This window comes from Citrifermentans bremense (assembly GCF_014218275.1).
In the GTDB taxonomy this organism is placed as follows: domain Bacteria; phylum Desulfobacterota; class Desulfuromonadia; order Geobacterales; family Geobacteraceae; genus Geomonas; species Geomonas pelophila.
In genome coordinates this window covers 4057870-4070361 of the sequence record NZ_AP023213.1, presented here as the reverse complement: position 1 = coordinate 4070361, position 12492 = coordinate 4057870, and the positions used below count along the sequence as shown (strand labels likewise).

At 60.9% G+C, this 12492-nt stretch carries 13 protein-coding genes; all 13 read right to left on the bottom strand.

The genetic code is table 11. The features are described from left to right. Nucleotides 1-123: 123 nt before the first annotated feature. The 13 genes from gatA to GEOBRER4_RS18010 all read right to left on the bottom strand — a co-directional run bounded on the left by gatA (nt 124) and on the right by GEOBRER4_RS18010 (nt 12486). A complete protein-coding gene (gatA, locus tag GEOBRER4_RS18070) occupies nt 124-1581 on the bottom strand; it encodes an Asp-tRNA(Asn)/Glu-tRNA(Gln) amidotransferase subunit GatA (protein ID WP_185243431.1) in 1458 nt (485 codons plus the stop codon). An 80-nt stretch (nt 1582-1661) separates the two neighbouring features. Next, nucleotides 1662-1949 (bottom strand): Asp-tRNA(Asn)/Glu-tRNA(Gln) amidotransferase subunit GatC, encoded by a 288-nt coding sequence (gatC, locus tag GEOBRER4_RS18065; protein WP_085814847.1) that lies wholly within the window; start codon nt 1947-1949, stop codon nt 1662-1664. 94 nt (nt 1950-2043) lie between these two features. Next, complete coding sequence (locus GEOBRER4_RS18060; protein WP_226377832.1) at nt 2044-2784, bottom strand: fibronectin type III domain-containing protein; 741 nt, start codon at nt 2782-2784, stop codon at nt 2044-2046. A 33-nt stretch (nt 2785-2817) separates the two neighbouring features. Beyond that, nucleotides 2818-4194: an argininosuccinate lyase gene (argH, locus tag GEOBRER4_RS18055; RefSeq protein WP_085814849.1), complete on the bottom strand. Its 1377-nt coding sequence runs from the start codon at nt 4192-4194 to the stop codon at nt 2818-2820. A gap of 75 nt (nt 4195-4269) precedes the next feature. Further along, nucleotides 4270-5412: a hypothetical protein gene (locus GEOBRER4_RS18050; RefSeq protein WP_185243429.1), complete on the bottom strand. Its 1143-nt coding sequence runs from the start codon at nt 5410-5412 to the stop codon at nt 4270-4272. 227 nt (nt 5413-5639) lie between these two features. Further along, nucleotides 5640-6092, bottom strand: a complete 453-nt coding sequence (locus GEOBRER4_RS18045) for an NUDIX domain-containing protein (protein ID WP_085814851.1) — start codon at nt 6090-6092, stop codon at nt 5640-5642. 64 nt (nt 6093-6156) lie between these two features. Further along, on the bottom strand, nt 6157-7377 hold the full coding sequence (locus GEOBRER4_RS18040; protein WP_185243428.1) for an argininosuccinate synthase: 1221 nt from the start codon (nt 7375-7377) through the stop codon (nt 6157-6159). Between the two features lie 64 nt (nt 7378-7441). Then, complete coding sequence (locus GEOBRER4_RS18035; RefSeq protein ID WP_197971388.1) at nt 7442-7744, bottom strand: HepT-like ribonuclease domain-containing protein; 303 nt, start codon at nt 7742-7744, stop codon at nt 7442-7444. After that, the gene (locus GEOBRER4_RS18030) at nt 7737-8033 is read right to left on the bottom strand and encodes a nucleotidyltransferase family protein (protein ID WP_185243427.1); all 297 of its coding nucleotides are present in this window, start codon (nt 8031-8033) and stop codon (nt 7737-7739) included. Before GEOBRER4_RS18030 ends, GEOBRER4_RS18035 begins: the two co-directional genes overlap by 8 nt. A gap of 25 nt (nt 8034-8058) precedes the next feature. Beyond that, nucleotides 8059-8970: an ornithine carbamoyltransferase gene (gene argF / locus GEOBRER4_RS18025; protein WP_185243426.1), complete on the bottom strand. Its 912-nt coding sequence runs from the start codon at nt 8968-8970 to the stop codon at nt 8059-8061. Nucleotides 8971-9021: 51 nt separating this feature from the next. Beyond that, nucleotides 9022-10215 carry an acetylornithine transaminase gene (locus GEOBRER4_RS18020; protein WP_185243425.1) on the bottom strand — a complete coding sequence of 398 codons (1194 nt, stop codon included), beginning with the start codon at nt 10213-10215 and terminating at the stop codon, nt 9022-9024. Nucleotides 10216-10357: 142 nt separating this feature from the next. Then, nucleotides 10358-11236, bottom strand: a complete 879-nt coding sequence (gene argB, locus GEOBRER4_RS18015) for an acetylglutamate kinase (RefSeq protein ID WP_085814857.1) — start codon at nt 11234-11236, stop codon at nt 10358-10360. A gap of 110 nt (nt 11237-11346) precedes the next feature. Then, entirely contained in the window at nt 11347-12486 is a 1140-nt protein-coding gene (locus GEOBRER4_RS18010) for a hybrid sensor histidine kinase/response regulator (RefSeq protein ID WP_185243424.1), read from the bottom strand. Nucleotides 12487-12492: the final 6 nt, after the last annotated feature.

The following is a 12492-nucleotide window of genomic DNA, read 5'->3' as shown; positions in this document are numbered from 1 at the left end:
TCGAAAACTATTAAAAGCATGTGCCAGGAAGGACGCGGGGAGTTTCGAGGTTCGGCCTTCTCTGTTCAGCTTTTCCTCTGTGTACCTCTGTGTCCTCTGTGGTGAGTGCCTTTTATTGAGGATTTACAGCGGTGCCTTCTTCAAGTGCCACTGCGTCTCCTTTTCGAAGGAGTACGCGGCGGTGAGGATATCCTGCTCGCCGAAGGGTTTACCAACCAGCTGCAGCCCGATGGGGAGACCGGCGGCGCTGAACCCGGCGGGAACGGAGATGCCGCAGGTGCCGGCCAGGTTCACCGGGATGGTGAAGATGTCGGAGAGGTACATCTGCAGCGGGTCTTCGAGCTTTTCCGCGATCTTGAAGGCCGGGGTGGGGGCGATCGGGGTCAGGAGCACGTCGACTTCCTTGAAGGCGTTCAGGAAGTCCTGCTGGATCAGGGTGCGCACCTTCTGCGCCTTGACGTAGTAGGCGTCGTAGTAGCCGGAGGAAAGGGCGTAGGTCCCCAGCATGATGCGGCGCTTCACCTCGGACCCGAACCCTTCGGCGCGGCTCTTGGCGTACATCTGGGCCAGGCCTCTGGCGTTCTCGGCCCGGTGCCCGAAGCGGACGCCGTCGTAGCGGGCAAGGTTTGCGCTCGCCTCGGCGGTCGCGATGATGTAGTAGGTGGCGACGGCGTACTCGGTGTTGGGGAGGCTCACCTCCCTGATCTCTGCGCCGAGGCTCTTGTAGAGGGCGATCGCCTCGTCCATGGCGCGCTTCACGTCCGGGTCGAGACCCTCGATGAAGTACTGCTTGGGAAGGCCGATCTTCATCCCTTTGACGCCGCTCCCGAGTCCGGCGACGTAGTCGGGGACCGGGGTGTTGACCGAGGTGGAATCCATCGGGTCGTATCCTGCCACCGCCCCCAAAAGAAGCGCCGAGTCGGTCACGTCGCGGGTGAGCGGGCCTACCTGGTCCAGAGAGGAGGCGTACGCTATGACGCCATAGCGGGAGACCCTGCCGTAGGTAGGCTTGAGGCCAACGCAGCCGCAGTGCGAGGCGGGCTGGCGGATGGAGCCGCCGGTATCGGTGCCAAGCGTCGCGGTAGCGGTGCGCGCGGCGATTGCGGCTGCGGAGCCCCCCGAGGAGCCGCCCGGCGTGCAGGAAAGGTCCCACGGGTTCCTGCAGGGGCCGAAGTAGCTCGACTCGTTGGAGGAGCCCATGGCGAACTCGTCCTGGTTCAGCTTGCCGACGATGACGGCGCCCTGCTCCTTGAGCTTCGCGACAGCCGTGCCGTCGTAGGGGGGGACGAAGTTTTCCAGGATGCGCGAGCCGCAGGTGGTGCGGATACCCTTGGTGACAAAGATGTCCTTGAGGCCGACCGGGATGCCGGTCAAGGACGCGATATCGCCCGCGGCGATGCGGCGGTCGGCTTCCTCCGCCTCTACCAGCGCCTGCTCCGGGGTCACCGTGATGTAGGCGTTAACCTGGCTGTCCACCGCCTCGATCCTGTCCAGCATGGCGCGGGTCGCCTCGACCGAGGAGACCTCCTTCGCCTTCAGCTTCTCATGCAGCTCGTGTATGGTAAGGTCGAAAATTTCCATTGCAAAACTCCGGTGTTGCACATTTTTGTGGTGCTTTCGGACCAGTCCGACCAGTCCGACCTGTCGGACCAAGACTACCTCTACTCGATGACCTTGGGAACCCTGAAGAAGCTCTGGGCGCGCAGCGGGGCGTTGGCCAGGGCCGCTTCGACGCCGATCGAGCCGGTAGGCTCGTCCGCCCTGAAGGCGTTCTCCATCGGGACCGCGTGCGAGGTCGGCACGATCCCCTCGGTGTCCAGCGCGTTCAACTTCTCCACGTAGGAAAGTATCGAGTCCATCTGTCCGGTGAAGGTGTCCAGTTCGGCCTCGGAAAGCTCCAGCCGGGCAAGCCGCGCCACGTGCTCCACCTGTTCTCTAGTGATCTTCATGACCGCTCCAAAAGGCGCCCAGACGGCGCCGGAAAAGGTTAATGCGTGCCCCCGGTTATTATCATGAACCTCTTAAAAAGGCAAGGAGACGGGGTTATTCGGGAAGTGTCAGTGCCCCTTCCGCGACGTTCGACGGCGCGCTCTCGACGCTCTCTCCCTCTACGGTGGAGACGCTGGTGACTACATAGCTGAAGGGGACGTCGAATTGCGGGAGATGGTCCACGTAGCTGTTGGCGGTTATCGGCGTCGCGTTGAGCGGGAAAAGGGGGAACTCCTCCCCCTTCTTGCTGCGGTAGATGTTGTACCCTGCGGGCGTACCCTGCTCCGGGGGGAGCCCCACGAAGCTGAGGGTCACCGCTTCTGCGGAGGATGCGGCCTCCAGCACCGGGGGGAGCGGCGGGATGGCAGCGGTGCGGCGCACGCGGTTCGAATCCTTGCTCTGAACGCCCGCGGCCGTGAAGGAGCGGAGCTTGTACTGGTACAGCTTCCCGGTAGTCAGGTCCCGATCGTCGTAAATCCAGAAGTTCCCGGAGCGCCTGGCACCCTTCGGGTACTCGATCTCTATCTTCACCGGCTCCCCGTAGGCGGTCGGGCACTCCTCGCAGTCCTCGTTGGGCGGGAGCACGATGCGGCGGAACAGGAGAAAGCCAGCGAGGTCCTTCAGCGACGCGCCTGCTTCCTGCCTGGAAGGCGCAGACCATCTGACCTGGAACCGCCCGTCCTTCTGGGCCAGCGCCAGGTTGGTGACCGGCGCCGGAGCCAGCGCTTCAGGCGGCACCAGCGCCCCCTTCTTGCCGCAGCCGGAAAGAAGCGCCAGCCCAGTTGCCAGGATCAAGCAGCAGCGGATTCCCCTAAAGGTCCCCACCGGTTACCTGCCTTCCCTGGCCCGGGCGATCTCTGCGCGCACCCGCTCCAGCGCGGTGCCGCCGGTCGCGCGGCGGGCGTTGACCGAGGCCTCCAGGGTGATCGATTCGAAGATGTCCTCCTCGATGCGCCCGGAGAAGAGCTGCCACTCGGCAAGCGAGAGCTCGGGGATATCCATCTCGTTCTCGATGCAGTAGCGCACCGCTTTCCCCACGATCTCGTGGGCGTCGCGGAAGGGGATTCCCTTGCGCACCAGGTAGTCGGCCACGTCGGTCGCGGTGGAGAATCCCGCGGCTGCGGCGGTCTTCATCCGCTCCGGGTTGATCTTCATCTCGCGCACCATGTCGGCGAAGACCTTGAGGCACCCTTTCACCGTGTCGATGGTGTCGAAAAGCGGCTCCTTGTCCTCCTGCATGTCCTTGTTGTAGGCAAGCGGAAGCGATTTCATCAGGGTCAACAGGGCAATGAGGTTGCCGTTGACGCGGCCGGTCTTACCGCGCACCAGTTCCGGGACGTCCGGGTTCTTCTTCTGCGGCATGATGGAAGAGCCGGTGCAGAAGGAGTCGGAGAGCTCCACGAACTTGAATTCGCTGGTGGACCAGAGGATCAGTTCCTCGGAGAAGCGGGAGAGGTGCACCATGAGGATCGCGGAGGCGGCGCAGAACTCCATGGCGAAGTCGCGGTCCGAGACCGAGTCGAGCGAGTTGCGGGTTACCTCGGCGAAGTCGAGAAGCTCCGCCACGAATTCGCGGTCGATGGGGAATGTGGTCCCGGCCAAGGCACCCGCGCCCAGGGGAAGCACGTTGGTCCTCTTCAGGCAGTCCTCCATGCGCGCCTTGTCCCGCTTGAGCATCTCGTGGTAGGCCATCATGTGGTGCGAGAAGAGGATCGGCTGGGCGGTCTGCAGGTGGGTGAATCCCGGCATGATCACGCCTAAGTTCTCCTCCGCCTGGTGGATGATCGAATCTATCAGGAGGTCGATGTACGCAGAGATTTCCACCAACTCGTCCCGCAGGTAGAGCCTGATGTCGAGCGCGACCTGGTCGTTTCTGGAGCGGCCGGTGTGGAGCCTCTTGCCGGCGTCGCCGATCTTCTCGGAGAGCCGTGCCTCGATGTTCATGTGGATATCTTCCAAAGAGACCGAGAAGTCGAACTCGCCCGCCTCGATCTGCTCCAGGATCGCCTTGAGACCCGAGACGATGTTCTCGACGTCGGCTACCGGGATGATCCCCTGCTGCCCCAGCATCGTTGCGTGGGCGATGGAGCCGCGGATGTCCTGGTGGTACAGGCGCTTGTCGAAGTTGATGGAGGCGGTGAATTCTTCTACGAACTTGTCGGTGGGTTGGGTGAAGCGCCCGCCCCACAGCTTGTCTTTGGACATGTTTAACTCTCCTGCTGGATTTGAATCGCTCCCCCCTCCCGCAAAGGGAAGGGGGGATGCGTCATGTAAAATATGCTACTGCGAGGTACGCCCCTCGCCGTCCCCCACCTTGGCCCACCCCTCATCGGTCCAGCGCATCACCGAGTGCACCTTGAGGGGAACCCTGGAGGTGCGGGGGTCCAGCTCGTGGTGCAAGGGGAGGTTGAAATAGAAGAGCCTTGTTCCCGACCCGAAGCGCAGGCGGCAGACCGGCGCGCCGTCGAAGTCGTCGCTGGAGAATTCCCGCTCCTGGTAGGGGAGCATCTTGTGCCGTGAACTGATGGCGACGAAGGAGATCCCGTAGCAGGGGGCGCAGCGCACGCCCTGGATCTCGCTTTCGTCGGAACAGTTGCCGAAGACGGTCACCGTTTCGCGCACCCCCGGCGTGTCCTCCAGGTATTCGCCGTAAAAGCCAGAGAGGACCTCGCGATAGGAGCGGTGCTCCGGTTTAGGGTTGCACTGGATCACGAATAGGGCGTCCAGGGACTGCCTCAAGGTGAAGAAGAGCCGGTTCGAGTGATCGATGATCTGCTTGATGTTCGACGAGTAGAGGTCGCGGTACAGGTAATCGAGGCAGATGATGGTCATGAAGTTGAAGCAGGCCGGTTCCCCCCTGAAGAGGTAGAAATGGCGCCCGCGGTACAGGTCGTGGTCCTTGTCCAGGAACTCCTCGCCCCGGAAGGGGTGGGTCTTCGCTTCGAGGAAGACCCTGAGGTTGCCGCTCGACTCCTTGACGGCGACGCAGCACCAGTTGACCGGCATGCCAAGAATGTCGCCCGAATCGACGTCATGCTCCACGCATTCCAGAGCCTCGGCGTTGTCCGCGTGAAATCGGATCAGCAAGCTGCGGTACTGTTCCAGGGTCACCTGTTCCAGGCCGAACATGGTCACCGTGTTGGGGCGGAACCGGTGCTCGATGGTCGAGAGCATCTCATCGAAGCGCGACAGCGGCACCGAGATCTCCGGGAACATGAGAAAGTGCAGCCGCTTCAGGTTGCCGTCGCCCGCCGCCACCAGGTCGAGCACGCTTTGCACCATGCGCCACTGTTCTTCGGGTTTCTCCAGCGTGAAGAGGTGGTCCCGGCGCCTCAGCCGGTTCGGGATCTGGGCGATGAGACAGTGCAGGTGATGACCCAGGGGGAAATCGAGCTGGACATGTTTCTCGATGATCTTGACCACTTTAACCCCGTAAACCAGTTGACGATTGACAATTGACAATTGACAACGAACAGCAGCTTAAAACCAATGTACAGTTGACGATTAACAATTGACAATGGTCAACCTGAACATTGCCGACTAATGACAAAGAACTGCAAGCGGTTGAGAATGGACAAGTGACAAATGTAGCCGGTAATTGGCTTTCAGTTGTCAATCGTCAATTGTACATTGTCAATTGCTTTTAGGCGTCAATTGCCTTTGGGCGTCAATTGACAAGTGATCTTAAAGGTCTTTCCGAGAATGAACCTGGCGCCGGCGGGGATTTTGTACTCCGCCAGTTCCTCGCAGGTTACCCAGCGCGCCTCGGCCACCTCGTCCCGGTTGTGCTTCACGTCGCAGTAAAGCGGGGTGCAGCGGTAATAGATGATGATGAAGTGATAGTTGTCCTCGCCGGGCGTCACGTGCTCGAAGACGTCGATCAGCTCCCCCACCTCCACCTCCAGGCCCACTTCCTCCCACACCTCGCGCTTGAGCGCGGCGACGATCGGCTCCCCGAGGTCGATCTTCCCGCCAGGCATCACCCATTCCCCCTGGAACGGCGGGACGTTGCGCTTGGTGAGGAGCACCCGGTCGTCGGCGTCGATGATGACCGCTACCACCGAGGTGACGATATGGCTCGTCTTGAATCCGTTTTGCTCCATATAAAGCGAGATAGGGGCACGAAACTTTCGTGCCCCTATGGACCCTCCTTAACTGCCAGTTGCCTTACTTTTTCTTGTTGGCCAGCATGAGCGAACGGATCCTGAGCCTCAGGGAGTTCAGCTTGATGAAGCCCTCGGCGTCCGCCTGGTTGTAGACCTGGTCCTTCTCGAAAGTAGCGAAGTCGAGGTTGAAGAGCGAGTCGCTCTCGGACTTCCTGCCCACGGTGCGGCAATGACCCTTGTAGAGCTTGAGCCTTGCCACACCGTTCACCGTCTGCTGGGAGTTGTCGATCAGGCACTGCATCATCTCGCGCTCCGGCGAGAACCAGTAGCCGTTGTAGATCATCTCGGCGTAGCGCGGGATCAGGGAATCCCTCAGATGCATGACCTCGCGGTCCATGGTGATCTGCTCGACCGCCATGTGCGCTTCGCGCAGGATGGTGCCGCCCGGGGTCTCGTACACGCCGCGGGACTTCATGCCGACCGAGCGGTTCTCCAGGAGGTCGACGCGGCCGATGCCGTGCTCGCCGCCGATGGTGTTCAGGTGAGCCAGAAGCTCAGCCGGGGACATGCGCACGCCGTCGACTGCCACCGCGTTACCCTTCTCGAACTCGATCTCGATGTACTGCGGCTTGTTCGGCGCCTTCTCCGGAGCCTTGGTCAGCACGAACATGTTCTCGGGGGGTTCCAGCCAGGTATCCTCAAGGATGCCGCCCTCGAAGGAGATGTGCAGAAGGTTCCTGTCGGAAGACCAGGGGCGCTTCTTGGTGATCGGGATCGGGATGTCGTTTCTTTTCGCGTAGTTGATCAGCGCCTGGCGGGAGTTGAGCTTCCACTCCCTCCAAGGTGCCACGACGGTGATGCCGGGGTTGAAGTGGTAGTAGGCGAGTTCGAAGCGGACCTGGTCGTTCCCCTTGCCGGTGGCGCCGTGGGAGACCGCGTCGCAACCCTCGATCTTGGCGATTTCCATCTGGCGTTTCGCGATCAGCGGGCGCGCGATGGAAGTGCCGAGGAGGTAGGACCCCTCGTAGATCGCGTTGGCGCGGAACATCGGGAACACGAAGTCGCGCACGAACTCCTCGCGCAAGTCGTCGATGTACACCTTGTCGGCGCCCGTCTTGAATGCCTTCTCGCGGACCGGCTCCAGCTCGTCCCCCTGTCCCAGGTCTGCGGAGAAGGTAACCACCTCGCAGCCGTACTCGTTTTTGAGCCATTTGAGGATGATGGAGGTGTCAAGCCCGCCCGAGTAGGCGAGAACGATCTTTTTCACTTCTTTCTTTGCCATGGGTTCTCCTTATGCTTTGTTTTGTACTAGCTCTTCGAGGACAGGTAGCAGGTCCCTTTGCAAGTCAGGTAAATCTTCCTGTACGGAGTTCCAGACTATGTCTAAAGCTATACCGATATTCATGGATCAGCTTGTCCCGCATTCCCGCGATCATGCGCCAAGGGACATCAGGATATCTGCACCGGGTATCTTCATCTATGTGCTTCGCAGCTTCACCTAAGATCTCGAACGCACGGGTTACTGCGTAGATAGTCTTCTTGTCGCTGCAAAACTCCTCGTAGCTCATGTCCTGAGTGAACTCTCGGATGCTCTGCATAGCGTCGCTCATGTCAACCAGATAGTCTCTGATATCCCTCGCGCTAGACATACTGGACTTCTTGCAGTATCGCTTGGCCAATATACGGCTTGAGAGCTTTCCGGGAGACGAGATCGACCTTGGTGCCGCCGAAGAGCTCTTCGAGGTGGTATTCCAACCTCATGAACTTCATGAGCCCGACCGGACGGCTGAAGTCAACGAGTACGTCCACGTCGCTGTCCTCGCGTGCCTCGCCCCTTACCACCGAGCCGAACACGCCGATCTCCGCGACGTTAAACTCCTCTGCGAGTTCCGCCTTATGATCCCGGATGATCTCTTTTATCTCTGCAAGCGGTTTCATCTCAAAGCCTCCTTCAGCTTTGAAACTACTTCATCAAGATGGCCATGATGGCCTTTTGCACGTGCAGCCGGTTCTCCGCCTCGTCCCAGACGGCGGAATGGGGGCCTTCGATGACTTCGTCGGTGATCTCCTCGCCGCGGTGGGCGGGCAGGCAGTGCAGCACCATGGCGTTCCCGCGGGCCAAGTCCAGGAGCTCCTCGTTCAGCTGGAAACCCACGAACGCCTTCTCCCGGATCTTCTGCTCCTCTTCCTGTCCCATGCTGGCCCAGACGTCGGTGTTCAAGACGTCCGCGTCCTTCGCCGCTTCCTTGGGGTCGCGGGTGACGACGATCTTGGAACTTGCATGCTTTTGCGCCCACTCCAGCACCTGCGGGTTCGGGTCGTACCCTTCCGGGCAGGCGAGGGTCAGGTCGAAGCCGAAGATGGCTGCGGCCTCGATCCAGCTGTTGGCCATGTTGTTGCCGTCGCCGATCCAGGCGAACTTGAGCCCCTGGTACCCCCCCTTGTGCTCGATCACGGTGAAAATGTCGGCCATGATCTGGCAGGGGTGGTGCAGGTCGGTGAGCCCGTTGATGATCGGGACGGAGGCGTACTTGGCGAACTCCTCCACCGTTTCCTGGGCGAAGGTGCGGATCATGACGCCGTCGCAGTAGCGGGCCATGACGCGGGCGGTGTCCTTGATCGGCTCGCCGCGCCCCATCTGGGAGTCCTTGCTGGAGATGAAGAGCGGGTGCCCTCCCAGCTGGTACATCCCGATCTCAAAGGAGAGCCTGGTGCGGGTGGAGGACTTCTCGAAGATCATGGCGAGCGACTTGCCTTTCAAAAGGTGATGCTCTTCGCCCTTTTTTTGCTTTTCCTTGAGCTCTTTGGTCAAAAGGAAGATCGCGTCCAGTTCGGCCTTCGAGAACTGGCTCAGCGCGAGGAAGTCTCTTTTCATTGGTGTGGTCTCGTTTCTCGTTTTAATGGTGCCGGCCTCGCCGGCACCTCATTACAGTTCCTGCAGAATCCCCGTCAGGGTGGCGAGCATCTCGTCCACTTCCTTCTTCCCTACGATCAGGGGGGGCACGAAACGGAGCACCTTCTCCTGGGCGCAGTTCAAGAGGAGCCCGCGGGAGAGGGCGGTCTTAACGATGTCGCCGCCGGGGATGGCCAACTCCACCCCGATCATGAGGCCGATGCCCCGCACGTCGGTGATGATCTCCGGGAACTTGTGCTGCAGCGCCTCCAGTTCGCCCATCAGGTACTCGCCGATCTCTTCGCAGTGGTTCAGGACCCCTTCTTCCATAATGGCCCGGATGGTGGCGACCGCTGCGGATGTGACCAGCGGGTTCCCGCCGAAGGTGGAACCGTGGGTGCCGGGGGTGAAGGAGGCCGCCAGCTTCTCAGTGGCGAGCATGGTCCCGATGGGGGCGCCGCCGGCGAGTGCCTTGGCGAGCGTCATGATGTCGGGGGTGACGCCGAAGTGCTCGTGGGCGAACATCTTACCGGTCCTGCCCATCCCCACCTGCACCTCGTCGAAGATGAGGATCAGGTTGTTCTCGTCGCAGATCTGGCGCACCTGCTGGAAGTAGGCGGCGTCGGGGACCACCACGCCCCCCTCGCCCTGGATCGGCTCCAGCATGATGGCGCAGGTGCAGGGGCCTATGGCCTCCTTGAGCGCCTTCGCGTCGTTGAACGGCACGTGACGGAACCCGTGCAAGAGGGGGTCGAAGAACTTCTGCACCTTCTCCTGCCCGGTCGCCGAGACGGTCGCCATGGTGCGGCCGTGGAAGGAGGAGATGGCGGTGATGATCTCGTAGCGGTCGACGCCGTAATTCTCGCGGCTGTACTTCCTGGCCAGCTTGATGGCAGCCTCGTTCGCCTCGGCGCCCGAGTTGCAGAAAAACGCCTTGTCCGCGAAGGAGAGCCCGCAAAGAAGCTCGGCCAGCTCGATCTGCTGCGGGATGTGGTAGTAGTTCGAGCAGTGGATCAGCTCGGCCGCCTGCTTGGCGAGCGCCGCCGTCACCTTCGGGTGGCAGTGGCCGAGGTTGTTGACCGCGACGCCTGCGAGGAAGTCGAGGTACTTCTTGCCGTCCGCGTCCCACAGGTAGCACCCCTCACCCTTCACCGGGACAAGCGGGTAGCGGCCGTAGGTCTTCATGATATATTTGTCAGCTTTTTCCATCCATGCTGCTGAATTCATAGCAACTCCTTGAAGGCAGGGGCAAAGGCAGGGACTAGGGAACAGGGACTAGGGGCTAGCGAAACCAAGAGGGGTTTTTTAGCCCCCAGTCCCTAGCCCCTAACCCCAGATTTTTCCAGCCCCTAGCCCCTGCAGTTTGCAGTTAAGCCTGTATTTCCGTCCCGATCCCGACGTTGGTGAAGATCTCCAGCAGGATCGCGTGCTCGATCCGGCCGTCCACGATGTGGGCCTTCTTGACCCCGGCGGCAAGGGCGTCGGTGCAGCAGGTGACCTTGGGGATCATCCCGCCGGTGACGGTGCCGTTGTCGATGAGGGCCGGGACCTCGGCAAGCGGGATGCTGGAGAGGAGCGCCCCCTCCTTGCTCTTCACCCCGGAGACGTCGGTCAAAAGGATCAGTTTCTCGGCGTTCAAGGCAGCCGCGACCTTGCCGGCCACGACGTCGGCGTTGATGTTGTAGCTCTCCCCGGTTCGACCTACTCCTACCGGCGCTATGACCGGTATGAAGCCCCCCTTTTCCAGTGCCTGTAGTATGGCCGGGTTCACCTCGACCACGTCGCCGACGAAGCCGATGTCGACCTTCTCGGTGCCGCCGTCTTCGCGCTTTACTTCCTGCAAGAGCTTCTCGCAGATCAAGAGGTCGCCGTCCTTGCCGGAGAGCCCGGCCGCGCGGCCGCCGTTCTGGTTGATGTATCCCACCACCTCGCGGTTGACCTGCCCGGTCAGGACCATCTCCACGACCCCCATGGTCTCGGCGTCGGTGACGCGCATCCCTTTCACGAACTCGGAGACTATGCCGTAGCGCTTCAGGGTCTCGTTTATCTGCGGGCCGCCGCCGTGCACTACCACGGTGTTGATGCCAATGTATTTGAGCAGGATGACGTCGAGTGCGAAAGACTTCCTGAGCTTTTCATCGGCCATCGCGTGGCCGCCGTACTTGATGACGATGGTCTTGCCGGAGAAACGTCTGATATAAGGGAGCGCCTCCATGAGTGTGCTCGCCTTTTCTATGAGTTGCTGCATTGGTGCCTCTTTCATAGTTTATAGCCGCTTAGAAAGACGTTAATATAGCAGATAGGGGGAAATAATCAACTTCAAAGAGGGTTTGCCTGAACGCGGCAAAACTATGATCTTCAGGGGCTTTGACTGGTAGTGTGGGGGATGCTTATGAGAACTCGGGTGCCTACGTTCTCCTCGCTTTCGATGCTGATGCTGCCGCCGTGCATCCTGACGAACTCGCGGGCGTAGAAAAGGCCGAGGCCGAAGCCGCGCACCTGCCCGGTACGGTCGGCGTCCACCTGGTAGAACTTCTCGAACAGCTTGGGGAGCTGTTCCTTGGGAATGCCTATCCCGTTGTCCTCCACCGAGATCTGGCAGCTGTCGGCCAGGTTTCTCAGGGTGACGCAGACAAGCCCAGTTTCCCTGGAGAACTTGACGGCGTTGTCGATCACCTGCTGCAGCGCGAAGGAGATCTTCTCCCGGTCGAGCATCAATTCGGGCACGTCCTCCAGGTCGCTGTGCGAGGCGACCCCCGGCTTTGCCGGGCATTCCTTGCAATCGGCGAGCGCCGAGGGGATCAGGTCCTTCAGGTCGCAAGGTTCCAGGTGCAGACCGCTGTTGCCGGTCATGAAGGAGGAAAAGGCGAGGAGCTCGCTCACCAGGTTGCCGAGGTAGCAGGCCTCGTTGTAAACGAGCCCTATGTGCTCCCTGGCCCCTTCGTCGCGCGTGTCTATCACGCCGGAGGCGAGGTTTTGCAGGAAGAGCGAGATTGAGGTGATGGGGGTGCGGAACTTGTGGGAGATCATGGAGAGAAAGAGCGTCTTGAAGCGGTCCACGTTCCGCAGGTCCGCGATCTCCTCCTTGAGGGCCTTCTTGACCAGCGCCTTGTCCACGGCGCTTTTGAGCTGCAAGAGGTTGAGCGGCTTGGTGATGAAGTCGTCCGCGTCCGCCTTTAGCGCCTTCAGGATCAGCTCCTTGTCGGCGAAGCCGGTCATGATGATCACCACCACGGTCGGCTCCCGCTCCTTAAGGTTCTTCAGGAGCTCGATCCCGTCCATGAGGGGCATCATCACGTCGGTCAAGATGACGTCGATCCCACCCCGAAGGAAGATGTCCAGCGCCTCCGCCCCATCCCCCGCCTCCACGACGTCGTAGTCGTGCAGCACCCTTTTGCAGAGGTCGCGGATCACCGCCTCGTCGTCTACGATGAGTACGGTTTTCTTCTCGATCTCCTGCTGGAGCGTCTGGTTCGGGTTTGGGGTCAGTTGCAGCATCGGTTT

Bases quoted from the DNA above. Each gene is read 5' to 3' on its own strand.
- gatA (WP_185243431.1), bottom strand. From the start codon at position 1,581: ATGGAAATTTTCGACCTTACCATACACGAGCTGCATGAGAAGCTGAAG.
- gatC (WP_085814847.1), bottom strand. From the start codon at position 1,949: ATGAAGATCACTAGAGAACAGGTGGAGCACGTGGCGCGGCTTGCCCGG.
- argH (WP_085814849.1), bottom strand. From the start codon at position 4,194: ATGTCCAAAGACAAGCTGTGGGGCGGGCGCTTCACCCAACCCACCGAC.
- GEOBRER4_RS18045 (WP_085814851.1), bottom strand. From the start codon at position 6,092: ATGGAGCAAAACGGATTCAAGACGAGCCATATCGTCACCTCGGTGGTA.
- GEOBRER4_RS18040 (WP_185243428.1), bottom strand. From the start codon at position 7,377: ATGGCAAAGAAAGAAGTGAAAAAGATCGTTCTCGCCTACTCGGGCGGG.
- GEOBRER4_RS18035 (WP_197971388.1), bottom strand. From the start codon at position 7,744: ATGTCTAGCGCGAGGGATATCAGAGACTATCTGGTTGACATGAGCGAC.
- GEOBRER4_RS18030 (WP_185243427.1), bottom strand. From the start codon at position 8,033: ATGAAACCGCTTGCAGAGATAAAAGAGATCATCCGGGATCATAAGGCG.
- argF (WP_185243426.1), bottom strand. From the start codon at position 8,970: ATGAAAAGAGACTTCCTCGCGCTGAGCCAGTTCTCGAAGGCCGAACTG.
- GEOBRER4_RS18020 (WP_185243425.1), bottom strand. From the start codon at position 10,215: ATGAATTCAGCAGCATGGATGGAAAAAGCTGACAAATATATCATGAAG.
- argB (WP_085814857.1), bottom strand. From the start codon at position 11,236: ATGCAGCAACTCATAGAAAAGGCGAGCACACTCATGGAGGCGCTCCCT.
- GEOBRER4_RS18010 (WP_185243424.1), bottom strand. From the start codon at position 12,486: ATGCTGCAACTGACCCCAAACCCGAACCAGACGCTCCAGCAGGAGATC.